20 protein-coding genes are annotated in these 23,018 nt (G+C 68.7%); 10 read left to right on the forward strand and 10 right to left on the reverse strand.

Annotation, left to right across the window (positions count from 1 at the left end):
• Nucleotides 1–115: 115 nt before the first annotated feature.
• From AB0B28_RS22305 to arc, 7 genes are all read right to left on the reverse strand, one after another.
• Nucleotides 116–349: a hypothetical protein gene (locus tag AB0B28_RS22305; protein WP_360124827.1), complete on the reverse strand. Its 234-nt coding sequence runs from the start codon at nt 347–349 to the stop codon at nt 116–118.
• Nucleotides 350–357: 8 nt separating this feature from the next.
• Nucleotides 358–1,716 (reverse strand): Pup--protein ligase, encoded by a 1,359-nt coding sequence (gene pafA / locus AB0B28_RS22310; RefSeq protein WP_360124830.1) that lies wholly within the window; start codon nt 1,714–1,716, stop codon nt 358–360.
• A gap of 263 nt (nt 1,717–1,979) precedes the next feature.
• Nucleotides 1,980–2,741, reverse strand: coding sequence for a proteasome subunit alpha (prcA, locus tag AB0B28_RS22315; RefSeq protein WP_360124833.1), 762 nt, complete (start codon nt 2,739–2,741; stop codon nt 1,980–1,982).
• A gap of 15 nt (nt 2,742–2,756) precedes the next feature.
• Nucleotides 2,757–3,551 carry a proteasome subunit beta gene (gene prcB / locus AB0B28_RS22320; RefSeq protein WP_360124836.1) on the reverse strand — a complete coding sequence of 265 codons (795 nt, stop codon included), beginning with the start codon at nt 3,549–3,551 and terminating at the stop codon, nt 2,757–2,759.
• Nucleotides 3,552–3,719: 168 nt separating this feature from the next.
• Nucleotides 3,720–3,935, reverse strand: a complete 216-nt coding sequence (locus tag AB0B28_RS22325; protein WP_360124839.1) for a ubiquitin-like protein Pup — start codon at nt 3,933–3,935, stop codon at nt 3,720–3,722.
• Between the two features lie 111 nt (nt 3,936–4,046).
• Nucleotides 4,047–5,552 carry a depupylase/deamidase Dop gene (gene dop, locus AB0B28_RS22330; protein WP_360124842.1) on the reverse strand — a complete coding sequence of 502 codons (1,506 nt, stop codon included), beginning with the start codon at nt 5,550–5,552 and terminating at the stop codon, nt 4,047–4,049.
• A gap of 198 nt (nt 5,553–5,750) precedes the next feature.
• Nucleotides 5,751–7,532, reverse strand: a complete 1,782-nt coding sequence (gene arc / locus AB0B28_RS22335; protein ID WP_360124844.1) for a proteasome ATPase — start codon at nt 7,530–7,532, stop codon at nt 5,751–5,753.
• Between the two features lie 108 nt (nt 7,533–7,640).
• Between arc and AB0B28_RS22340 the strand changes: the two genes are divergently transcribed.
• The gene (locus tag AB0B28_RS22340) at nt 7,641–7,937 is read left to right on the forward strand and encodes a ferredoxin (protein ID WP_360124883.1); all 297 of its coding nucleotides are present in this window, start codon (nt 7,641–7,643) and stop codon (nt 7,935–7,937) included.
• Between the two features lie 119 nt (nt 7,938–8,056).
• Here AB0B28_RS22340 and AB0B28_RS22345 read toward each other — a convergent pair whose 3' ends face one another.
• Both AB0B28_RS22345 and AB0B28_RS22350 read right to left on the reverse strand, forming a co-directional pair.
• On the reverse strand, nt 8,057–8,965 hold the full coding sequence (locus AB0B28_RS22345) for a tRNA (adenine-N1)-methyltransferase (RefSeq protein WP_360124847.1): 909 nt from the start codon (nt 8,963–8,965) through the stop codon (nt 8,057–8,059).
• A gap of 55 nt (nt 8,966–9,020) precedes the next feature.
• Nucleotides 9,021–10,124: a M50 family metallopeptidase gene (locus AB0B28_RS22350; RefSeq protein ID WP_360124850.1), complete on the reverse strand. Its 1,104-nt coding sequence runs from the start codon at nt 10,122–10,124 to the stop codon at nt 9,021–9,023.
• A gap of 80 nt (nt 10,125–10,204) precedes the next feature.
• Between AB0B28_RS22350 and AB0B28_RS22355 the strand changes: the two genes are divergently transcribed.
• The 8 genes from AB0B28_RS22355 to AB0B28_RS22390 all read left to right on the forward strand — a co-directional run bounded on the left by AB0B28_RS22355 (nt 10,205) and on the right by AB0B28_RS22390 (nt 20,993).
• Nucleotides 10,205–10,954: a class I SAM-dependent methyltransferase gene (locus tag AB0B28_RS22355; RefSeq protein WP_360124853.1), complete on the forward strand. Its 750-nt coding sequence runs from the start codon at nt 10,205–10,207 to the stop codon at nt 10,952–10,954.
• A 48-nt stretch (nt 10,955–11,002) separates the two neighbouring features.
• Entirely contained in the window at nt 11,003–11,833 is an 831-nt protein-coding gene (locus tag AB0B28_RS22360; RefSeq protein ID WP_360124856.1) for a RecB family exonuclease, read from the forward strand.
• Nucleotides 11,834–11,898: 65 nt separating this feature from the next.
• Complete coding sequence (locus AB0B28_RS22365; protein ID WP_360124859.1) at nt 11,899–13,134, forward strand: sensor histidine kinase; 1,236 nt, start codon at nt 11,899–11,901, stop codon at nt 13,132–13,134.
• The gene (locus AB0B28_RS22370; protein WP_360124862.1) at nt 13,134–13,811 is read left to right on the forward strand and encodes a response regulator transcription factor; all 678 of its coding nucleotides are present in this window, start codon (nt 13,134–13,136) and stop codon (nt 13,809–13,811) included. Before AB0B28_RS22365 ends, AB0B28_RS22370 begins: the two co-directional genes overlap by 1 nt.
• A 178-nt stretch (nt 13,812–13,989) precedes the next feature.
• Nucleotides 13,990–14,871: an ABC transporter ATP-binding protein gene (locus tag AB0B28_RS22375; protein ID WP_360124865.1), complete on the forward strand. Its 882-nt coding sequence runs from the start codon at nt 13,990–13,992 to the stop codon at nt 14,869–14,871.
• A gap of 2 nt (nt 14,872–14,873) precedes the next feature.
• Nucleotides 14,874–17,414 (forward strand): ABC transporter permease, encoded by a 2,541-nt coding sequence (locus AB0B28_RS22380; protein ID WP_360124868.1) that lies wholly within the window; start codon nt 14,874–14,876, stop codon nt 17,412–17,414.
• A gap of 237 nt (nt 17,415–17,651) precedes the next feature.
• Nucleotides 17,652–18,443 (forward strand): ABC transporter ATP-binding protein, encoded by a 792-nt coding sequence (locus AB0B28_RS22385; protein WP_360124871.1) that lies wholly within the window; start codon nt 17,652–17,654, stop codon nt 18,441–18,443.
• Nucleotides 18,444–18,446: 3 nt separating this feature from the next.
• Nucleotides 18,447–20,993, forward strand: a complete 2,547-nt coding sequence (locus tag AB0B28_RS22390) for an FtsX-like permease family protein (protein ID WP_360124874.1) — start codon at nt 18,447–18,449, stop codon at nt 20,991–20,993.
• 66 nt (nt 20,994–21,059) lie between these two features.
• Here the strand turns inward: AB0B28_RS22390 and AB0B28_RS22395 are convergent, their stop codons facing one another.
• The gene (locus AB0B28_RS22395; RefSeq protein ID WP_360124877.1) at nt 21,060–22,511 is read right to left on the reverse strand and encodes a sugar porter family MFS transporter; all 1,452 of its coding nucleotides are present in this window, start codon (nt 22,509–22,511) and stop codon (nt 21,060–21,062) included.
• 212 nt (nt 22,512–22,723) lie between these two features.
• Here AB0B28_RS22395 and AB0B28_RS22400 point away from each other — a divergent pair, with 212 nt between their 5' ends.
• On the forward strand, nt 22,724–22,873 hold the full coding sequence (locus AB0B28_RS22400) for a hypothetical protein (protein ID WP_360124880.1): 150 nt from the start codon (nt 22,724–22,726) through the stop codon (nt 22,871–22,873).
• Nucleotides 22,874–23,018 lie beyond the last annotated feature (145 nt).

A 23,018-nucleotide genomic window follows, 5' to 3' on the forward strand; every position in this document is an offset into this window, starting at 1 on the left:
ACTATCCAGGTATGCCTTCTGATTCGAGCCGGCCTGCGACCGAACGCAGGAGCGCCAACATCACCGATCGCGGTGTGACGGTCGCCGACGCGCGGGGCCGCTCGTCTGCGTCGGGTCAGAACACGAACAGGACCAGGATCCACAGCGCGACCACGCCCGCCAGCGCGAGGGCCAGGACCCAGGTCGGCACCGAGTACTCGCCGCGGCGGTTGCGGGCTATCTCCTCGCGGATGCGGGCGGTGCGGCGCTCATAGGCGGCGACCGGGTCGAGCGAGGACAACGCGCCCGTGCGGCGCGGGGCCGGTGCGGGTGTGGTCGCCTCGGCCTGGGTCTGTTCGGTCTCGGGCATCGGGGGCCTCACATGCTGGCGATGAGCTTGTCGACTCGCTCGTCGCGCGAACGGAACGGGTCCTTGCACAGCACCGTACGCTGCGCCTGGTCGTTGAGCTTGAGGTGGACCCAGTCGACGGTGAAGTCGCGGCGCTTCTCCTGGGCCTTGCGGATGAACTCGCCGCGCAGGCGGGCCCGGGTGGTCTGGGGCGGGACCTCTTTGGCCTCGAAGACCTCGATGTCGTTGGTGAGGCGTTCGGCCTCGCCGCGCTTCTCCATGAGGTGGTGCAGGCCCCGGCCGCGGCGGATGTCGTGGTAGGCGAGGTCGAGCTGGGCGACGCGGGGGCTGGAGAGCGGCAGGCCGCGCTTCTCGCGGTAGCGTTCGATGAGCTTGTACTTCGCGACCCAGTCGATCTCGCGGGAGATCGAGTCGAGGTCGCCGGAGTCGACGGCGTCGAGGACCCGGCCCCACAGTTCGATCACGCGCTTGGTGGTGGCGTCGGCCCCGCGCTGGTCGACGAAGTCGATGGCCTTCTCCAGGTATTCGCGCTGGATGTCCAATGCGGAGGCCTCGCGGCCGCTGGCCAGGCGCACCAGGCGTTTGCCGGTGGTGTCGTGGCTGATCTCGCGGATGGCCCGGATCGGGTTCTCCAAGGTGAGGTCGCGCATAGTCACGCCGGTCTCGATCATCCGCAGCACCAGGTCGGCCGAGCCGACCTTGAGCATGGTGGTGACCTCGTTGATGTTGGAGTCGCCGACGATGACGTGGAGGCGCCGGTAGCGCTCGGCGTCGGCGTGGGGCTCGTCGCGGGTGTTGATGATGGGGCGCGAGCGGGTGGTGGCCGAGGAGACGCCCTCCCAGATGTGCTCGGCGCGCTGGGACAGGCAGTAGCGGGCGCCGCGGGGGGTCTGGAGGACCTTGCCGGCGCCGCAGATGAGCTGGCGGGTGACCAGGAACGGGATGAGGACCTCGGCGAGGCGGCCGAACTCGCCGTGGCGGCTGACGAGGTAGTTCTCGTGGCAGCCGTAGGAGTTCCCGGCGGAGTCGGTGTTGTTCTTGAACAGGTAGATGTCGCCGGCGATGCCTTCGTCGTGGAGGCGCTTCTCGGCGTCGATCATCAGGCCTTCGAGGATGCGCTCACCGGCCCGGTCGTGCTTGACCAGGTCCTCGACCGAGTCGCACTCGGGGGTGGCGTACTCGGGGTGGGAGCCCACGTCCAGGTAGAGGCGGGCGCCGTTGCGGAGGAACACGTTGGAGGAGCGGCCCCAGGAGACCACTCGCCTGAAGAGGTATCGGGCCACTTCGTCCGGGGACAGGCGACGCTGTCCCCTGAAGGTGCAAGTGACCCCGTATTCGGTCTCCAGTCCGAAAATGCGCCTGTCCATGTCGAAACCCTACCCCGATTCGGTTGAGAGGGATACCCCTCGCTGTCGAACGAATCCGTTCTGCGACGGGCACTATGGAGAATGTTCGCTTTCAGGCGAAACGCCCCGGCGCGAGGCCGGCGGCGACCGCCTGGGCCGATCGTCCACTCGAGAGGGACGAATGGTGTGCGGAGGGACGGTGGCACGAATGCCGGATCGGTTCGCGACCGGACCGGCCGGGCCCGCGAGAGCGCGGGTGCCCCGGTCGGTCCGGTCGCAAACGGTCAGGACTCGTCGGACTCGGGGGACTCGGTCTCCGCTGCGGTTTCCTCGGCCTCGGCGGGGGCCTCGGTTGCGGGCATGAGCGCGTCCAGGGCCAGGCCCTCGATGCGCCGGAACGAGCGGCCCGGGCGGGCGCGCTCGAGGACGGCGACCTCCAGGACGTCGGTGGACAGCTCCCTGCGGGTGCCGTTGCCGCCGTCGCTGGACAGGGCCCGCAGCGCCAGCGCGAACGCTTCGGCGAGCGGGGCCTCGGAGTCGTGGCCCTCTTCGAGGACCTCGACGAGCTGCTCGGCGGCGCCGCCCATGGCGAGGTAGCCCGGTTCGTCGTTGATCGAGCCGTCGAAGGTGAGCCGGTAGAGCTCGTCGGCCTCGGGGGTGGCCCCCACGCCGGCGACGCAGATCTCGACTTCGAACGGCTTGGTCTGCTCCGAGAAGATCGCGCCGAGCGACTGCGCGGCGGCCTTGGCGAGGCTGGCCGCGTTGACGTCCCGGCGGTCGTAGGACAGGCCGCGGAGGTCGGCCATACGGACGAGCGCGGTGCGGAGGTTCTCGAACTCGTTGTACTTGCCGACCGCGGCGAACCCGATGCGGTCGTAGAGCTCGTAGACCTTGTGCAGGGCCGAGGAGACGTTCTCGGCGACCAGGAGGACGCCGTCGGCGCAGGAGAGCACCACGACGTTGCGGCCGCGGGAGATGTTCTTGCGGGCGAATTCGGCCCGGTCCCGCATGATCTGTTCGGGACTGGTGTAGAACTGCATGGCCATGTCCGGCTCCTCTCCTTATCCGTAGGGGTTCTCGGTGCGGGCGGCGATGACCGCGCGGGCGATGTCGGCCACGGTGGCCTCGTCGACGCGTTTGGAGCCTTCGGCGGTGGCGGTCATGACCACCGGGTAGAGGTCGCGGGTCGGGTCGGGGCCGCCGGTGGCGGAGTCGTCGTCGGCGGCGTCGTAGAGGGCCTCGACGGCGAAGCCCACAGCCTCGTCGGTGCTCAGGCCCCGGCGGTAGCGCTTCTTGAGGGAGCTTTTGGCGAAGATCGAACCCGAGCCGATCGAGTCGAAGTCGCGTTCGGCGTAGATGCCGCCCACGACGTCGAAGCTGTAGATCTTGCCGGCCTCGGCGGCCGAGGCCGCGTCGAGGTCGAACCCGGCGAACAGGGGCACCACGGCCAGGCCCTGGAGGGCGATGCCGAGGTTGCCGCGCAGCATGGTGGCGAGGCGGTTGGCCTTGCCGTTCAAGGACAGCGGCGCGCCCTCGATCTTCTCGTAGTGTTCGAGTTCGACCTGGTAGAGCTTGATCAGCTCGATGCCGAGTCCGGCCGTGCCCGCGATGCCGACGAGCGAGTACCCGTCGGCGGGGAAGACCTTCTCGATGTCGCGGCTGGAGATGTAATTGCCCATGGTGGCGCGGCGGTCGCCGGCCATGACCACGCCATCGGCGGTCTTGAGCGCCACGATCGTGGTGGCGTGCGCGCTGACTTCGGCGAAGTCCCCCGGCGGCAGGGGCCTGCGCCCCGGCAGCAGTTCGGGGGCGGCATTCGCGAGGAACTCCGAGAAAGAGGAGGTTCCAGCCGTCATATACGCGTGGGGCATCTTGCCCGGGAATCCTTGACCTGTCACGACATGACCTCCCTGATCCTCTATGCAGTGTTGCGGCTGGCCGCCGCGGCGGCGGTCTCGCCGCCGCGGGGCCTCCGATGCGCCTGTACGACGTCGCACCCGGTGGCCCCGCGGCGGCGAGGGGGCTTACTGTCCGCCCTTTTGCACGAACGAGCGGACGAATTCCTCGGAGTTGGTCTCCAAGACGTCGTCGATCTCGTCGAGCAGGTCGTCTACTTCTTCGGTGATGGCTTCGTGCCGTTCGGCGATTTCAGGGTCTACAGCGGCCTCTGTGGCCTCGGCGTCGGCTTCCTGCCGTGACCGCTGCGACTGTGACTGCCCGCCGGAGTCCTTCGCTGCCATAGCTGTTCTCCCTTCTACCCGTGGTGACTAAACCGTACCGCGAGAGTACGACAGCACGCCAGATACGACGCTGTACCGGAGTGCTTTATTCCCCCGAATGCGCTTCGGGCGCTAGTCGGCGGTGATGATGTCGAGGAGGTCCTTGGCGGCCTCGCAGCGTTCGAACAGCTCCCCCACATGGGCTTTGGTGCCCTTCTCGGGCTCCATCATGGGCACTCGCACGAGCGAGTCGGCGCCCACGTCGAAGATGACGGAGTCCCAGGAGGCGGCCACGACCTCGGAGGGGTAGCGGGCCAGGCAGCGGCCGCGGAAGAACGCGCGGGTGTCGGCAGGCGGCTCGGTCATCGCGTCGATGATCTCGGTGTCGGTGAGCAGCCGCTTCATCTTGCCGCGGGCCACGAGCCGGTGGTAGAGGCCCTTCTCGGGGCGCACGTCGTGGTACTGGAGGTCGATGGCCTGGAGCTTTGCCGCGCCCCAGTCGAGGCTCTCACGTTCGCGGTAGCGGTTGAGCAGCGAGAGCTTCGCGGGCCAGTCGAGCATGTCGGCCAGCTCCATCGGGTCGCGCGCGAGGGCGTCGAGCACGAAGGCCCACTGGTCGAGGACCTCGCGGGTGTCGGGGTCGGCATCGGGTCCGCAGTAGGCCTCGGCCTGCTCCAGGATGGACTGCTGGAGTTCGACGGCGGTGTAGCGCTTGCCGTTGCGCAGTTCGATCTTGTGCCGCAAGGTCGGGTCGTGGCTGACGGCGCGGAGCTCGGCCACGGGCTCGGCGATCCCGAGGGACCCGTCGAAGACCCCGGATTCGATCATGGCCAGCACGATCGAGGCGGTGCCGACCTTGAGGAACGTGGCGTACTCGGCGAGGTTGGCGTCGCCGATGATGACGTGGAGGCGCCGGTAGCGCTCGGCGTCGGCGTGCGGCTCGTCGCGGGTGTTGATGATCGGCCGCTTCAGCGTGGTCTCAAGGCCCACTTCGACTTCGAAGAAGTCGGCCCGCTGGGAGATCTGGTAGCGGTGCTCGGCGGCGTCCTGGCCGATGCCGATGCGCCCGGCCCCGGCGAAGACCTGGCGGGTGACCAGGAACGGGGTGAAGTGGGCGACGATGTCGGCGAAGGGGGTCTGGCGCGACATGAGGTAGTTCTCGTGCGCGCCATAGGAGGCGCCCTTGTTGTCGGTGTTGTTCTTGTAGAGGTTGATCGGGCCGATGCCGGGAGTGTGGGCCGCGCGCAGGGCGGCCTCGGCCATCGTCATCTCCCCCGCCTTGTCGAAAAGGACGATCTCTCGGGGATTGGTGACCTCTGGAGTGGAGTACTCGGGGTGGGCGTGGTCGACGTAGAGGCGCGCGCCGTTGGTGAGGATGACGTTCGCGAGCCCTGAGTCCTCGTCGGCGAGGTTCTCGGCGGGGTCGTAGAGCGCGCCGGTGTAGGTGAAGCCGCGCGCGTCCCGCAGGGGGGTCTCCTCCTCGTAGTCCCACCGGGCGCGGCCGCCTTTGGACAGCTCGGGGCGGGCGGCGTAGGCGTTGACGATCTGCGAGGAGGTCACCATCGGGTTGGCCCCGGGCTGGCCCGGCACGGAGATCCCGTATTCGATCTCGGTGCCCATAATGCGGCGTACGGTCATGCCTTCGAGACTAGTCCGTCCAGGCCCCGTTGCGCCCCCTCCGAACGCAGAGGATTCGATTTCGACGCTGCTGACAGGGGCTTTCGGCGAAGCTTCGGTCATGGCGGTCGGTTACCCGGGTCCGGGGCCCGCGACACGTGGGCGCGAACGGGGATCGGCCGACGGATGCCGTCGGCCGATCCTTAGTCGTTCGGCGCTTTACAGGTACTGGCCGGTGTTGGAGACGGTGTCGATGCTGCGCCCGGAGTCGGAGCCCTTGCCGGAGACGAGCGTGCGGATGTAGACGATCCGCTCGCCCTTCTTGCCGGAGATGCGGGCCCAGTCGTCGGGGTTGGTGGTGTTGGGCAGGTCCTCGTTCTCACGGAACTCGTCCACCGTGGCGTCGATGAGATGGGTCAGGCGGATGCCCTTGGACTGGTGGGTCAGGAAGTCCTTGATGGCCATCTTCTTCGCGCGGGCCACGATGTTCTCGATCATGGCCCCGGAGTTGAAGTCCTTGAAGTAGAGGACCTCCTTGTCGCCGTCGGCGTAGGTGACCTCCAGGAACCGGTTCTCGTCCACTTCGGAGTACATGCGGTTGACCACGGCCTGGATCATCGAGTTGACCGTGGAGTCGCGGTCCTTGTCGTGCTCGCGCAGGTCGTCGTCGTGCAGCGGCAAGGTGGGCGTGATGTACTTCGAGAAGATGTCCTTCGCCGACTCGGCGTCGGGCCGCTCGATCTTGATCTTGACGTCCAGGCGGCCGGGCCGCAGGATCGCCGGGTCGATCATGTCCTCGCGGTTCGAGGCGCCGATGACGATGACGTTCTCCAGGCCCTCCACGCCGTCGATCTCCGAGAGCAGCTGCGGGACGATGGTGTTCTCCACGTCGGAGGACACGCCCGAGCCGCGGGTGCGGAAGATCGAGTCCATCTCGTCGAAGAACACGATGACCGGCATGCCCTCTGAGGCCTTCTCACGGGCCCGCTGGAAGACCAGGCGGATGTGCCGCTCGGTCTCGCCGACGTACTTGTTCAGCAGCTCGGGGCCCTTGATGTTGAGGAAGAAGCTCTTGGAGGAGGCCTCCTCGCCGCGCATCTCGGCGACCTTCTTGGCCAGCGAGTTGGCCACGGCCTTGGCGATGAGCGTCTTGCCGCAGCCGGGCGGGCCGTAGAGCAGGATGCCCTTGGGCGGGCGCAGCTCGTGCTCGCGGAACAGCTCGGCGTGCAGGAACGGGAGCTCCACGGCGTCGCGGATCATCTCGATCTGCCCGTCGAGGCCGCCGATGTCGTAGTAGTCGACGTCGGGGACCTCTTCGAGGACGAGCTCCTCGACCTCGCTCTTCTGGATCCGCTCGTACGCGTACCCGGCGCGCGGCTCGATCATGACCGAGTCGCCGGCGCGCAGCGGCCCGTCGATGAGCGCCTCGGAGAGCAGCACGACCCGCTCCTCGTCGGCGTGGCTGGTCACCAGGGCCCGGTCGGGCGGGCTGCCGTCGGTGTTCTCGATGAGTTCCTTGAGCGTCACGACCTCGCCGATGCGCTCGTAGTCGAGCACCTCGACGACGTTCATGGCGTCGTTGAGCAGGACCTCCTGGCCGCGCTCGAGCTCGTCGGGATCGATCGACGGCGCCAGCGAGACGCGGAACTTGCGCCCGGACGTGAACACGTCCACGGTGCCGTCCTCGCGCGCGCCGAGGAACACGCCGTACCCCGACGGCGGCTGCGCGAGCCGGTCGATCTCCTCTTTCAATGAGACGATCTGCTCGCGGGCCTCCTTGAGCGTCCCCACGAGTCGTTCGTTCTGCTCCGACAGGCGATCGATCTGGGACTGCGCCGCCGCGAGGCGCTCTTCCAGAATGTGCAGGTGTCGGGGCGATTCGGTGAGACGGCGACGAGCCGCGGCCAGTTCTTCCTGGAGCTCTTCGACCTGTCCTGACAGTTCGTCGTGCTCTGAGCCCTGGCCCAGATTCTGTCGACGGTCATCGTTGCTTCGTGCCACGGGTCACACCTCCCAGAGAGAGTGTTCGTACTCCAACCGTAGCTGGCTGGGGACGCCAATAGTAAGACTCGACACCGACATTGCGCCAGCTTCTTCGCGGCAATTAATCTGGGGGACATGGCTGAGGAACGTGAACTCGAAGTGTCGATCGACCAGGACGCCTGCACCGGCGACGGGCTCTGCGTGCAGTACGCGCCCGACGTGTTCGAGTTCGACATCGACGGCCTCGCGTACGTGAAGGACACTGACGGCGAGCTGTTGACTACGGCCGGTTCGCAAGTCAAGGTGCCTGAGCACCTGCGACTGGACATTGTGAACGCCGCTCACGACTGCCCCGGCGAGTGTATCTACGTCCGCGACCGGAAGGACAAGGCCGCCGTCGCGGGCCCCGGCGCCGACGACTGAGACGCCGAGAACGCGCGGACCGCACTCCTCGGCGGGTCCGCGCGCTTTCGTTTCAGCGCTTGCAGAGTCGTGAATCCGACTCAGAAAAAAGCCGTCTTGTTACACGAAGACGTCGTGTGTTACGCGTCCGCGGGGTCCTCGGGGGCGGTCTCGTCACTCTTCGCCTCGGCCGCGATGCGGGCGTTGCGCTCGCGGAGGGCCTGCTGGCCCTTGGAGGGCTTGAGCTTGCGCATCGGGGCGACGGTGCCGGGGGCGAGCTTGCGGGCGGTGATGAGGAACGCGGTGTGGGCGATCATCCGGTGGTCGGGGCGCACGGCCAGGCCTTCGAGGTGCCAGCCGCGGATGAGGGACTCCCAGGCCTCGGGCTCGGTGAAGGTCTTGCGCTCGCGCAGGGCCTCGACCAGCTCGGACATCTGCGTGGTGGTGGCGACGTAGCCGACGAAGACCCCGCCGGGGCGCAGGATGCGCTCCACAGTGTCCAGTACGTCCCAGGGCGAGAGCATGTCGAGCACGACGCGGTCGACCGGCTCCAGGTCGGCCTCGGCCACGTCGCCGACGGTGAGGGTCCACTGCTCGGGAAGCTCGCCGTAGTAGCCCTGGACGTTCTCCTGGGCGATCTTGGCGAAGTCCTCGCGCAGCTCCCAGGAGAAGACGTGGCCGGTGGGACCGACGGCCCGCAGCAGCCAGTTCGTCAAAGCGCCGGAACCGGCCCCGGCCTCGACCACGCGGGCGCCCGGGTAGATGTCGCCGAACGTGAGGATCTGCGCGATGTCCTTGGGGTAGATGACCTGCGCGCCGCGGCGCATCGAGAGGCCGTAGTCGGGCAGGAGCGGGCGCAGTGCCAGGTAGGCGGTGCCGCCCTCGGTGGTAACGGTGACGCCGTCGGGCCGCCCGATGAGGTCGTCGTGGAACAGCCTGCCGCGGTGGGTGTGGAACGCGCCGCCTTCGGCGAGGGTGATCGTGGCCCTGCGGCCCTTCGCGTCGGTCAACTGCACGCGGTCGCCCGTCGTCAGCAGGTCAGATGCCACTGTCCTCGTGTCTCCTTGCGCTTGCGGTTCGGGGCCCGTTCAGGTCCGAAGCATCTTAACGGAGGGCCTTGACCACGTCAGAGGTGTAGAGCAGGCCTGTCAGGCGGCCCTCATCGAGGACGAGGAACCGCTCGGCGCCGCTGCCGCCGATCGCGTCCACCAGCGCCTGGCCCTTGAGTGCGGCCGGGAGCGCGGGGATGCGCTCGGCCGAGCGGAGCAGGCCTTGGAGGGGCATCGCGGCGACCTGCTCGGCCGGGACGGCCTCGGCCGCGGTGCGGTCGAGCACGCCGACGGGGCGGCCGTCGACTGCCACGACCTCGCGTCCGGCCGCCTCAGCGAGGGCTTCGCCGAGGGTCGCGGCGGCGGGGACGGCGACGGCCGGGCGGGCGAGAGCCGCGGCGTGGAGGGCCTTGACGCGGGGGCCCATGCGGGCGGCGCGGATGGCCGAACTCGCGCCGCGCCACAGCTCGAAGGAGACCATGAGCAGCAGGATCAGGCCGATCCAGGAGAACCACTGGGCGGCGAACAGCCACAGTCCGGCGCCGACGGTGGCGACGGCGACCACGCGTCCGGCCCAGCCGGCGGCGCGGTAGCCGGTCCAGCGGTCGCCGGTGGCGGCCCAGATGCCGGCTTGGAGGGCCTTGCCGCCGTCCAGCGGCAGGCCCGGCAGGAGGTTGTAGACGGCCACGAGGAGGTTGGCGACGCAGACCTGGAAGGCGAACTGCCAGGGCAGGGACCCGAGCTCGGTGGCGAAGAGCCCGACCAGGCCGACCACGCCGAGGGCGGCCGAGACGGCCGGTCCGGCCAGCGCGATGGCGGCGGCGGTGCCGGGGCGGGAGGCCTCGCGGTCCATCTCGGTGAAGCCGCCGAGGGCGTCGAGGTTGATGCGCCGCACCGGGATTCCCGCGCGGAGGCTGACGAGGGCGTGGCCGAGCTCGTGGAGGAAGACCGAGACGAGGAGGGTGAGGGCGAACAGGGCGGCGACGAACAGCGAGGTGCCCGTGCCGATGCCGGGGACCGAGCGCTGCACGATGGGCGCGTAGATGGCGACGACCATCGCGGCGAGGATGAGCCACGTGTAGCCGAGGGTGACGGGGATGCCTTTGAAGCGCAGGAGCGTGAACCCGGAGCGGCGGAAGGCCAGGACGTTTGTCGACATCGGCGGCAATGCTACGCGGCCGATGTGGAAGGTGTCCGGGCAGCGAGGCCGATTTAACATAACGGGTGTACTGTTAGGGCATGACTGACGCGCACGCTGCCAACGCCCGTTCCTTCGGCGCCGCCGCCGACCTCTACGACTCGATCCGCCCGACCTATCCGGCAGCGGCGCTGCGGTGGCTGGCGGGCGAGGCTCCTGTGGACGTGGCCGACCTCGGGGCGGGCACCGGGCTGCTCACCCGCGGGCTCGTCGCGCTCGGCCACCGCGTCACGGCCGTCGAGCCCGACGAGCAGATGCTCACCAAGCTCACCGCCTCCACGACCGGGATCGCGGCCGCGCACCTGGGGGCGGCCGAGGCGCTGCCTCTGGCCGACGCCAGCGCCGACGTCGTGACCGCCGGGCAGGCCTTCCACTGGTTCGACCGCGACCGGGCGCTCCCGGAGATCGAGCGGGTGCTGCGCCCGGGCGGGGTGCTGGCGCCGATCTGGAACGTCCGCGACGAGTCGGCCGGGTGGGTCAAGGCGCTCACCGAGGCGATCGGGGACTCCCAGGGCGAGCGGGACGCGCTGGCCGCGACCGAGCCGGGCTATTTCGGCGGCGTGTTCGGTGAGGTCGAGTACCAGGTGTTCGCGCACGAGTGGCCGATGGACCGCGCGCGGCTCGTCCGGCTCGTGCAGTCGCGGTCGTATTACCTGACCGCCGACGAGGCGAAGCGGGCGAGCATCACCGCGGTAGTGAACGAGCTGGTGGACACCCACCCCGATCTGCGCGGCGCGGAGTCGTTCGCGATGCCGTACAAGACGTTCGCGTTCAAGGCCCGCCCGGTCTGAGCGGGGAGGCCCGGCGGGGGTGTCGGACCCCCGTCTTATGCTCGGAGGATGTCGAACGCCACCCGACCGACCCAGTTGTCGCCCTCGCGCGCCGGGGACTTCAAGCAGTGCCCGCTGCTGTACCGGTTCCGCGCGGTCGACCGCCTGCCCGAGCCTTCGTCGCGCGCGCAGGTGCAGGGCACGCTGGTCCACTCGGTGCTGGAGCGGCTCTACGAACTGGACGCGGGCCGGCGCACCACCACCGAGGCGCTGGCGATGATCGAGCCGGAGTGGTCCAAGCTCCAAGGCTCGCAGGAGTACTCGGAGCTGTTCGAGGGCCTCGACGACGAGGCGGACTGGCTGCGGGGCGTGCGGCGCCTGGTCGAGACGTACTTCAGCATGGAGGACCCCACCAGGCTCCAGCCGCACCGCACCGAGTGCCTGGTGGCGACCACGCTCGACGACGGGACGCAGCTCAAGGGGTTCATCGACCGCGCGGACGTGAACCCCGCGGGGCTGGTGCGGCTGGTGGACTACAAGACCGGGAAGCGCCCGCCGGACCGGTTCGCCGACAAGGCCCTGTTCCAGATGAAGTTCTACGCCCTGGTGTGGTGGCGCACCCGGGGCACGGTACCCACGCTGCTGCGGCTGATGTACCTCGGTGACGGACAGGTGCTCGACTACACGCCCACCGAACGCGAGCTGGCCGGGTTCGAGCGCACGGTGAAGGCGCTGTGGGCCACGATGCGCGAGGCGATCGCCACCGGAGAGTTCCGGCCGCAGAAGTCGAAGCTGTGCGGCTGGTGCGCCCACCAGAAGCACTGCCCCGAGTTCGGAGGGGAACCTCCGGCCTACCCGCTGCCTACGGTCCTGCCTGGACTGGAGATCCCTCCTCCCTGAGGCGGACGCGCGGATCATTCTCGCGCGCGATGATTCGGGAGTGACCGGCCGATACGGTGTAGAGCGTGCAAGTCGCCTCCACTTTTCCCAGGCTCCGGTACTGGTTCTTCGAACGGCCGTTCCTGTCCGACTGCGTGCTCGCGGTCGTCATGGCCCTCGCCTACGCATCGTTCTACCTCGCCTCGGTCCAGCTGATACCGGACTACGAGGTCAACTGGGCCCAGGCGGGCATGGTCATGGTGCCGTTCTCGGTGATCTGCCTGCGACGGCGCTGGTTGTGGGGCGGCATCGTCCTGGCGGTGCTGATCCTGCTCGCGTCGGTCCTGATCGAGCCGCTCCAGATGATGGGCGCCGACTCCGGGATCGGCCTGTTCGTGCTGACCTACACCGCCGCGGCGTACCGGCCGTTCCTCAAGGCGCTGGCCGCCTCGGCGGCGATGTGGGTGCCGGTCTCGGTGGCGATCTCGTCGTTCCCGCTGATCAGCGATGTCAACAGTGTGACCAGCGCGGTGCTGATCCTGGTGAACCTGATGCTGGCCGCGACCGCGTTCTGGATCGGCTGGGTGGTGCGCAACCGGCGCGAGAAGGTCGAGGAGCTGTCCGACCGGGCCCGGTTCGCCGAGCAGCACCAGGAGGCGCTCGCGGCCCAGGCCGTGGCCGACGAGCAGCGGCGCATCGCACGCGAGCTGCACGACGTGGTGGCGCACCACATCTCCGTCATCGGGGTCATGTCCGAGGGGGCCAAGCGGGTCCTGCGCACCGATCCGGACGCGGCCGAGGAGGCGCTGACGACGGTGAACCAGACCGCGCGCACCGCACTGCGGGAGATGCGGGACATCCTCACCGTGCTGCGGCAGGGCAACGAGGAGGGCGGCCGGGCCGAGCTGGAGCCGCAGCCTACAGTGGATTCACTGCGGGCGCTGGTGGCGCAGACCAGGGACGCGGGCCTGCCGGTCCGGTACACCGTCCGCGGCGAGGAATACCCGCTGCCGACGGGCGTGAGCCTGGCGGTCTACCGGATCGCCCAGGAGGCGCTCACGAACACCATCAAGCACGCCGGGCCGCAGGCCCGGGCCGGGGTCGTGGTCGAGTACGGCGAGACCGAGTTCCGGATCTCGATCGGCGACTCCGGCACGGGAGCGCCCCTGGTCTCAGGGTTCTCCGGGGGCCACGGGCTCATCGGCATGCGCGAGAGGGCCACCTTGTACGGCGGCTCCCTCGAAGTCGGGCCCCGGCCCGGCGGCGGCTACCTCGTCGAGGCCCGCTTCCCCAAGAACGCCCACCTACAGGGAGTCAAATGATGTCCGAGCGCCCGATCCGACTGCTTCTCGCCGACGACCAGCAGCTGCTGCGAGCGGGATTCAAGATGGTCCTCGGCGCGGAGACCGACATCGACATCGTGGGCGAGGCCGGAGACGGCGTCGAGGCGTTCGACCTGGCCCGCAGGCTCGTCCCCGACGTGGTGCTCATGGACATCCGCATGCCCAGGAGGGACGGCGTGGCCGCCACGGCCGACATCGTCGAAGCGGCGCTGCCGACCAGGGTCCTGGTGCTCACCACGTTCGATCTGGACGAGTACGTGGTCGGCGCGCTCCGCGCGGGCGCGGCCGGGTTCCTCACCAAGGACGCCCCGGCCGCCGACCTGGTCGAGGCCATCCGCACCGTCCACCACGGCGGGGCCGTGGTCGCGCCGCACATCCTCTCCACGCTCCTGGGGCGCCTGGCCGAGCAGCGCGACAGCGGCGGGGACCGGAGCCCGGCGATCCTCGCCGCGCTCACCGCCCGCGAGCGGGAAGTGCTGCTGCTGCTGGCCAAGGGCCTGACCAACGCCGAGATCGCCGACACGCTCACCGTCGGCGAGACCACCGTCAAGACCCACGTGGGGCACCTGCTCACCAAGCTGGGCGTGCGCGACCGCGTCCAGGCGGTCGTGCTCGCCTACGAGAGCGGCCTGGTCAAACCCGGCTCCGGGGAGTAGGCGGTCTGAGCGGAAGGTCGTACCCCGGTCGGGTGCGCCTCCACCTCGGGACGTAGACCGAGACCGTTCTCGAAGCGGATGCGCGGACTTCCCGCTTCCCATATCGTCATGAGTGACCACGGTACCCACGACGTCAAATGACATCAGGTATGATGTCACAATCTGACGCATCGACGTCATGGACGTGCATCACCACAACACCCGCGGGCGGCGTCCCGCGAACGAGGAAACCGAACACCGAAACCCTCGGCACATCGACACCTTCACCGAAAGCGAGAGCGTCGTGTCCACCGCATCCCCTGTCAAGACCACCGCCGTTGCGGCCCAAGGCGTATGGAAGGCCTACGGCTCGGGCGAGGCTCAGGTCGTCGCGCTGCGCGACGTCTCGGTCGAGTTCGCCTCCGGCGCCTTCACCGCCATCATGGGCCCCTCGGGCTCGGGCAAGTCCACCCTCATGCACTGCCTCGCCGGGCTCGACACCACCGGCCGCGGATCGGTGTCCATCGGCGACACCACCATCACCGGCCTGGGCGACAAGGCCCTGACCAAGCTCCGCCGCGACAAGATCGGCTTCATCTTCCAGCAGTTCAACCTGCTGCCGACGCTCACGGCCGAGGAGAACATCACGCTCCCGCTCGCGATCGCCGGAGCGAAGGCCGACCCCGACTGGATCAAGCGGATCATCCACACCCTCGACCTCACCGACCGGCTCTCGCACAAGCCCACCGAGCTCTCCGGCGGCCAGCAGCAGCGCGTCGCCTGCGCCCGCGCGCTGGCCTCGCGCCCCGAAGTGGTCTTCGCCGACGAGCCCACCGGCAACCTCGACACCCGCTCGGGCGCTGAAGTGCTCCGGTTCCTGCGCACCAGCGTCGACGACTTCGGGCAGACCATCGTCATGGTCACCCACGACCCCGGCGCGGCCGCCTACGCCGACCGCGTGGTGTTCCTCGCCGACGGCCAGATCGTCGAGGACATGGCCGACCCGACCGCCGACAAGGTCATCGACAAGATGAAGCACTTCGAAGAACTCGTCGCGGCCGCACAGGAAGAGGCCGCTTAACCATGTTGCGCGCCACCTTGAAGGGCATGGCCAGCCGCAAGGCCCGCCTTGTCCTCACCAGCCTCGCCATCGTCCTCGGCACGATGTTCGTCGCCGCTGCGATGGTGCTCACCTCCACCATGGACAAGTCGCTCAGCGGCCTCGTCGCCGACGCCTACGAAGGCGTCGACGGCGTGGTGACGCCGGCGCAGGGCGCGGCCCAGTACGAAGAGGGCTTCGGGTCCTCGGCGGGCCTGATCCCCGCCGACGCGCTGGAGACGATCACCTCGGTCGACGGGGTCGACGCGGCCGACGGCGCGGTCGAGGGCCAGATCAACGCCATCGGCGCCCACGGCAAGCTCGTGGGCACCTTCGCGCCCACCATCGGCTTCAACTGGGAGTCCAACGCCAACCAGGAGTTCTACGCCCTCCAGGAGGGCACCGAGCCCGCCGCCGACGACCAGGTCGTAGTCTCCACCAAGTTCCTCGCCGACTCCGGATTCGAAGTCGGCGACCAGGTCACGGTGTACTCCTACACCGCCGACCGCGCCGAGTTCACCATCGTCGGATCCTTCAAGCTCCCCGGCGACCGCGAGTCGATGGCCGGCGAGACCATGGTCGCCTTCACCACCCCGGCCGCGCAGCAGCTCATCACCGGCGGCGAAGACGTCTACTCCTCGGTGTACCTCTACGGGGACTTCTCCACCGACGACGTCGACCAGGCGCTCGGCGCGGGCACGTACAAGGTCCAGACCGGACAGGAGGCCAGCGACGAACTCGCCGAAGGCCTGTCCGTCATCTCCAGCGTCATGGGCTACATCTTCCTCGGCTTCGGCCTGATCGCCGTGTTCGTCTCGGTGTTCCTCATCATCAACACGTTCACGATCATCGTGGCCCAGCGCCAGCGCGAGCTGGCGATCCTGCGCGCCATGGGCGCCGGGCGCGGCCAGGTCGTCAACTCCGTCCTCGCCGAAGCGCTCATCGTCGGCACCGTGGCCTCGATCCTGGGGCTCGGGCTGGGCCTGCTGCTGGGCTGGGGCCTGTCGCTGGCGGTCGGCCAGTTCATGTTCAGCGGCCTGGCGGTCCAGTTCACGGTCCCCGCCACGACACTGTGGGCGCTGGTCGTCGGCATCGGCGTCACGATCCTCTCGGCGGTCGTGCCCGCGGTCCGGGCCTCCCGGGTCCCGCCGGTCGCGGCGATGCGCGAGGCGGTCAACCCGCCGAAGCCATTGCGCACCATCACCATCGCCGGAGCCACGGTGACGCTGGTCGGCGCGATCCTCATCGCGCTGGGCCTCAGCGACAACCTCGGCGGCGAAGAGCTCGTCGGGATCCTCACCGGCGTCGGGGTCGCGTTCGTGGGCATCACGATGCTCACGCCGATCATCTCCAAGCCGCTCGTGGCACTCCTTGGCCTGTTGATGTCGTGGTCGTTCACCGGCAAGCTCGGCAAACTCAACGCCGGACGCAACCCGCGCCGGACCGCGATCACCGCCTCCGCCTTGATGATCGCCGTCGCGCTCATCACCGGCATCGCCACGGTCGTCTCCAGCCTGAAGGCGACCACGGCCGAGGCGATCGACCTGAACCTCGACTCCGACCTCATCGTCGCCGGGCTCCAGACCGGCGCGAACATCCCCACGTTCTCGACCGAGGCGCTCGAAGAGATCAAGACGATCGACGGCATCGACGCCGTCGGCGACGTCTACGTCGACTTCATGGGCGCCCAGGTCGAGGGCGAGGACGCCGCGCTGTCGTCGAGTCAGGACCTCCAGGCGACCCTGAAGGTCTTCGGCGGCACCGTCACCGAAGGCTCGGTCACCGACCTGCCCGCCGACGCGGTCGTCATCGACGAGGGCACCGCCAAGGACAACGACCTGGCCCTGGGCGACACCGTCGAGGTGACCTTCAGCGACGGCACCGTCGAACAGCTGCGCGTCACCGCGCTCTTGGAGGGCTACGACCTCACCAACGGCTGGTGGGTCTCGCCCGAGCAGATCGAGCACTTCGCGATCACCAAGCCCATGCAGGCCTACATCGACGTCAGCGACGGCGCCAGCGTCGAATCGGTCAAGGCCGACGTCGAAGCGGCGCTCGCCGACGAGCCCGAAGTCGGGGTCACCAACAACGCCGAGTTCGTCGAGCAGCAGACCAGCGGCCTCGACACGCTCGTCAACGCCGTGCAGATCCTCCTCGCGCTGGCCATCATCATCGCCATCATCGGCGTGGTGAACACCCTGGTCCTGTCGGTCCTCGAACGCACCAGGGAACTGGGGCTGCTGCGGGCGGTCGGCATGACGCGGGGCCAGGCCTGGCGGATGATCACCGTCGAGAGCATCATCATCTGCCTGTTCGGCGCGGTGCTCGGCATCGGCGTGGGCATCGGCCTGGGATGGACGGTCCAGCAGGCGCTCGAATCGGAAGGCCTGACGAACTTCGCGCTCCCGTGGGGCCTGATCGTGACCTACCTGCTCGTGTCGGTCGTGGTCGGACTGCTCGCCGCGCTCGCCCCGGCCGCACGCGCCGCGAAGCTCAACGTGCTGGGCGCGATCGCCTACGAATAACTTCACTGAAAAGGAAACCAGGTAGAGGGGCGGCGCCTGTGGCGCCGCCCCTCCCGTTCGTCTGGGCGCCGGAATGCGGAGAAGGCGATCGCCGGGCATCGGCCGAACGGCCGAAAGGGCGGACCAGGCTCCGCCTGCGGGAGGACCACAACTGTGGCCCGCGGACCGAAGCGGGTCGAACCGCTCGTCAATAGCCTTGTGGCAAAGGGAAAGACACCCGATCAGGAAGGCCTTCCAGTGCCACTCGCAACTCCCCCCGCCCCTGAGAAGACACGCACCCGCGCCGCCGTCACCGCCACCGGACTGTGGCGGGCCTACGGCTCGGGCGAGGCCCAAGTGGTCGCGCTGCGGGACGTCTCGGTCGAGTTCACCTCCGGGGCGTTCACGGCGATCATGGGCCCGTCGGGTTCGGGCAAGTCGACGCTCATGCACTGCCTCGCCGGGCTCGACGCCACCGACCGCGGCACCGTCCACATCGGCGAGACGGCGCTCACGGGCCTGAACGACAAGGACCTCACGAAACTGCGCCGCGACAAGATCGGCTTCATCTTCCAGAAGTTCAACCTGCTGCCGACGCTGACGGCCGAGGAGAACATCCAGCTGCCCGCCTCGATCGCCGGGACCAAGGCCGACCCCGAGTGGCTGCGCCGCGTCATCGACACGCTCGACCTGCGCGACCGCCTCTCCCACAAGCCGAGCGAACTCTCCGGCGGCCAGCAGCAGCGCGTCGCGTGCGCCAGGGCCCTGGCCACCAGGCCCGAGGTCGTGTTCGCCGACGAACCCACCGGGAACCTCGACACCCGCTCCAGCGGCGAAGTCCTCAGGTTCCTGCGCAGATCGGTCGACCACTTCGGGCAGACCATCGTCATGGTCACCCACGACCCGAACGCCGCCGCCTACGCCGACCGCGTCGTGTTCCTCGCCGACGGCCAGATCGTCGACGACCTCCGCTCCCCCACCGTCGACTCGGTCATCGCCACCATGCGCGGCTTCGACGCCCGCGTCCCGCTCGCCGGAGAGGCCCGCTAAGCGATGCTCCGCGCCACCTTGAAGGGCATGGCGGCCCGCAAGGCCCGCCTGGCCCTGACCAGCCTCGCCGTCGTCCTCGGCTCGGCGTTCATCGCCGCCTCACTGGTCCTGACCGCATCCATCCAGGCCACCGTCGACGACCTCAACACCGACGCCTACGCGGGCGTCGACGTGCTCGTCGAACCGGTCGAACCCGAGACCCGCGCCGACCGCATGGTCCGCGACGGCGTCACCGGCCAGACCCTCGCCGCGATCGAGGACACCGAAGGCGTCGCCGAGGTCAGCACCACCGTCACCTGGATGGTGAACGCCATCGGCGACAACGGAAAGGTCGTGGGCGGCTTCTCCCCCACCATGGCCGTGAACTGGGGCGACGAGTCGACCTCACGTGAACTGCGCGAAGGCCGCGCCCCCGAGGCGGACGGCGAGGTGGCCGTCTCGGCCAAGTTCGCCGCCGACGCCGGGCTGGGCCTGGGCGAGACCGTCACCGCCTACTCCATGACCTCCGACAAGACCGCGTACGAGATCGTCGGCGTCTACGGCTACCCCGGCGGCAGAGACTCCCTCTGGGGCGGCACCGAACTGGCCTTCACCACCGCCGAAGCGCAGCGCCTCGTGTTCGACGGCCAGGACGCCTACTCCACCGTCGCGGTCAAAGGCGAAGCAGGCGTTGGCGACCGTGAGCTCCTCGCCGCCGTCGAGCACGCCATCGGCGCCGAGGCCACCGCCTTGACCTGGGACGAGTACTACGCCGACGCGACCGCCGAGACCGCAGAGATCACCGACGTGGTGGGCTACTTCCTGCTCGGCTTCGGACTCATCGCCGTGTTCGTCTCGGTGTTCCTCATCGCCAACACCTTCACGATCGTCATCGCCGGGCGCCTCGGCGAGATCGCGATGATGCGGGCCATCGGCGCGGCCAGGAGCCAGGTCGTGCGCTCGGTCCTCGCCGAAGCGTTCCTCCTCGGCACCGTCGCCGCCGTCGCAGGCGCGGTCGTGGGCATCGCGGGCGGCGCCGGACTCACCTCCGCCGTATCAAGGTTCGCCCTCGACACCGCCTCGGTGAGCGTCGCGATCCCACCCACGGCGATCCTCGCCGCGCTGGCCGTCGGCATCGGCGTCACCGTGCTCTCGGCGCTGGTCCCCGCGGTCCGCGCCTCCAAGATCCCGCCGGTCGAGGCGATGCGCGAAGCGGCCAAGGCCGACAAGCCGATCACCGCCACCACGGTCACCGGGGTGCTCGTGACCCTGGCGGGCGTGGCCGTGATCGCGTTGGGGCTGACCGAAAACCTCGGCAGCGACCGCAACGACCTGATCGGCACCGCGGCCGGCGCGGGCCTGGTGTTCATCGGCGTCACGCTCCTGACCGCATGGCTGTCGAAACCACTCGTGGCGCTGCTGGGCCGGGTCTGGGCGTGGTCCTTCGCCGGGCAGCTCGGCAGGCGCAACGCCTCCCGCAACCCCAGGCGCACCGCCGTCACCGCCGCCGCCATCATGATCGGGGTGACCCTGGTGACGACCACTGCCACGCTGCTCACCAGCGTCAAGGCCAGCATCCAAGAGGCCTATGAGGACACCGTCAAGGCCGAGCTGTTCGTCACCGGGCCGGTCACGGCCGCCCTCGCGCCGTCCTTCGACGCCTCGCTCATGGACGACATCCGCGCCGTCGACGGCGTCGCCGCGGCGGTCGAGGTCTACTACGACCCGGTCGACATCGACGGCACCGAACAGCGCGCTTACGCCACCAGCGACCTGACCGGGGGCATCGAACTCTACGGCGGGAAGTTCCTTGAGGGACAGCCTGACTCGCTCGCCGCCGACGAGATGATCGTCAACGAGTCCGCGGCCGACCAGCTCGGCGTCGCCGTCGGCGACACCGTGGCCGCCACGTTCAGCCGCGGCACCGAGGCGCACGAGTTCACCATCGTGGCGCTCCTGGAGGACAACGAGACCACCGACGGCTGGTACGTCGACCCCGCGTACGCGGCGGAGTTCTACACGACCAAGCCGACCTCGGCGCTGGTCGACGTGGCCGACGGCGCCGACGTCGACGCGGTCGGCACCGCGGTCGACGACATCCTCGCCGACGAACCCGAGGTCAGCGTCCAGAACCACGACGAGTTCGTGGCCCAGACGACCGTGTTCTACGACTTCGCGATCATCGCGATCCAGCTGCTGCTGGGCCTGGCGATGATCGTGGCGGTCATCGGGGTGGTCAACACCTTGATCCTGTCGGTCCTCGAACGCACCAGGGAACTGGGGATGCTCCGCGCGATCGGCATGACCCGCGGCCAGACCGTCCGCATGATCACCGTCGAAAGCGTCACGATCGCCCTGTTCGGCGCGGTGCTCGGCGTCACCGTGGGCCTGGCCCTGGGGTGGGCGGTCCAGACCGCGCTGGCCGAATCGGGCGTGAACGTGTTCGCGGTGCCGACCGCGCTCATCGCCGCCTACCTCGGCGCGGCGGTCCTGGTCGGACTCGTCGCGGCCATCGCCCCGGCGGTGCGGGCCTCCAAGGTCGACATCCTCGGCGCGATCGCCTACGAATAGCCTTCCACCGCAAGGAAACACGGAAGGGGCGCCCCAGCCGGGGCGCCCCTTCCGTTCGTGTGCGCGTCAGACGGCCGGCTTGGGCCGTTCGATGCCCTCCAGGTCCTCCATGTCCTCCAGCTCCACGCCCTTGGTCTCCTTGACCATCTTCAAGACGAAGAAGAACGAGATGAGCGCGAAGGCCGCGTACAGGCCGTAGGCCAGGAACAGGCCGGTCGCCGCGAGCTCGGGGAACGTGACCGTGATGAGCCAGTTGCTGATCCACTGGGCCGCGGCGGCCACACCGAGCGCCGAGGCGCGGATGCGGTTGGGGAACATCTCCCCCAGCAGGACCCACACGACCGGGCCCCAGGTGAACGCGAACCCGAACACGAACACGTTCGCCGCGATGAGGGCCACGACGCCTTGCGCGTCACCGAGGATCGGATTGTTCTCGGCGTCCACCGAAGCGGTCGCGAAGATGACGGCCATCGTGCCGAGCGCGAAGAACATGATCGTCGAGCCCCACATGAGGAGCTTCTTGCGACCCACCCGGTCGACGAGCATGATCGCGAGGACCGTACCGGCGATGTTGACGACCGAGTTGATGACCGAGGTCAAGAACGCGTCGTTCTCGCTGAACCCGACGGACTGCCACAGCGACGTCGAGTAGTAGAAGATGACGTTGATGCCCACGAACTGCTGGAACATCGACAGGAAGATGCCGATCCACACGATGGGCATCAGGCCCAGGCGGGAACCTCGGACGTCGGAGATGCGCGGCGGGTGGTCGCTGCTGAGGGTCCGCTGGATGTCGACGATCTTGGTGTCGACGTCGCCGCCGACGTACTTGGTGAGGACCTCTTTGGCCTCGCTGAGCCGCTCCTTCGCCACCAGGTAGCGCGGCGACTCGGGGATGTTCAGCGAGAACATGAAGTACACGAACGCGGGGATCGCCGCGGCGGCGAACATCCACCGCCATGCCGTACCGCCCCAGGGGACTTCACCGCTGGCGCCGCCGGCCGAAGCTTGGATGCCGTAGTTGACCACCAGAGCGCCGAAGATCCCGAGCACGATCGCGAACTGCTGGAGCGAGCCGAGACGACCTCGCAGGTGCGCCGGGGCGATCTCGGCGATGTAGGCGGGAGCGATCACCGAGGCGGCGCCGATGGCGAGGCCGCCGACGATGCGCCAGATGGTCAGGTCCACCGGACCGGTGGCCAGGGCGCTGCCGAGGGAGGTCACGAAGAAGATGACCGCCGCGAGCATCATGACCTTGGGGCGGCCGAACTTGTTCGCCAGGGAGCCGGCGAACCAGGCGCCGACCGCGCAACCGAGCAGCGCGGAGGAGACGACCACACCGGTCTCGATCGAGTCGATGCCCCACTGGTTCTCCAGGGCGCCGGTGGTCCCGTTGATCACCGCAGTGTCGTACCCGAACAGGAACCCGCCCAGGGCGGCGGCGATCGACACGAACACCGCCGACCCGGTCCGTGCTTGGGCCCCGCCCTGCAACAGACCGTCATTGTCTGAGGTCATCACTCACTCCCGTAGGCGACTCGGTTCCTGACACACACGTGCCGAAATCCTATGGCCAAATAGCCTGGATGATCACGAATTGCCGGAATCCACAGCGGTATCCAGAGTTGTGAGCTATCTAACTTGTGACGCACGCTACGTGTGTTGCATCGATGTGCGACAATACTTGAAGGGCAAAACCCAAGGAACGAGCCTGCAACGGAGGAGGCCACGTGAGCACATTTTTCAGTCTCATCGGAGCGGTCGGGATCGCGATCGCACTCGTGACCGTGTCGCTACTGACGTTCCTGGTGACAGGCGCGATCTTCGGGATCGGTGTCGGTGTGGCGAAGGTCAGGGACGCGCTCACGACCGCTTCCTAGAACTGGACACGCGAAAAGGCCTCCACCCATGGTGGGGGCCTTCGCTATTCGTTTCATGTTTGGCGGTGTCCTGCTCTCCCACACTCTCTCGGGTGCAGTACCATCGGCGCTGGAAGCCGTAACGACCGGGTTCGGAATGGGACCG

Source organism: Glycomyces sp. NPDC046736, from assembly GCF_040645615.1.
GTDB lineage: Bacteria > Actinomycetota > Actinomycetes > Mycobacteriales > Micromonosporaceae > Glycomyces.

Bases quoted from the DNA above. Each gene is read 5' to 3' on its own strand.
- AB0B28_RS22305 (WP_360124827.1), bottom strand. From the start codon at position 349: ATGCCCGAGACCGAACAGACCCAGGCCGAGGCGACCACACCCGCACCG.
- pafA (WP_360124830.1), bottom strand. From the start codon at position 1,716: ATGGACAGGCGCATTTTCGGACTGGAGACCGAATACGGGGTCACTTGC.
- prcA (WP_360124833.1), bottom strand. From the start codon at position 2,741: ATGGCCATGCAGTTCTACACCAGTCCCGAACAGATCATGCGGGACCGG.
- prcB (WP_360124836.1), bottom strand. From the start codon at position 3,551: ATGACGGCTGGAACCTCCTCTTTCTCGGAGTTCCTCGCGAATGCCGCC.
- AB0B28_RS22325 (WP_360124839.1), bottom strand. From the start codon at position 3,935: ATGGCAGCGAAGGACTCCGGCGGGCAGTCACAGTCGCAGCGGTCACGG.
- dop (WP_360124842.1), bottom strand. From the start codon at position 5,552: ATGACCGTACGCCGCATTATGGGCACCGAGATCGAATACGGGATCTCC.
- AB0B28_RS22350 (WP_360124850.1), bottom strand. From the start codon at position 10,124: ATGTCGACAAACGTCCTGGCCTTCCGCCGCTCCGGGTTCACGCTCCTG.
- AB0B28_RS22355 (WP_360124853.1), top strand. From the start codon at position 10,205: ATGACTGACGCGCACGCTGCCAACGCCCGTTCCTTCGGCGCCGCCGCC.
- AB0B28_RS22360 (WP_360124856.1), top strand. From the start codon at position 11,003: ATGTCGAACGCCACCCGACCGACCCAGTTGTCGCCCTCGCGCGCCGGG.
- AB0B28_RS22370 (WP_360124862.1), top strand. From the start codon at position 13,134: ATGTCCGAGCGCCCGATCCGACTGCTTCTCGCCGACGACCAGCAGCTG.
- AB0B28_RS22375 (WP_360124865.1), top strand. From the start codon at position 13,990: ATGGACGTGCATCACCACAACACCCGCGGGCGGCGTCCCGCGAACGAG.
- AB0B28_RS22380 (WP_360124868.1), top strand. From the start codon at position 14,874: ATGTTGCGCGCCACCTTGAAGGGCATGGCCAGCCGCAAGGCCCGCCTT.
- AB0B28_RS22390 (WP_360124874.1), top strand. From the start codon at position 18,447: ATGCTCCGCGCCACCTTGAAGGGCATGGCGGCCCGCAAGGCCCGCCTG.
- AB0B28_RS22395 (WP_360124877.1), bottom strand. From the start codon at position 22,511: ATGACCTCAGACAATGACGGTCTGTTGCAGGGCGGGGCCCAAGCACGG.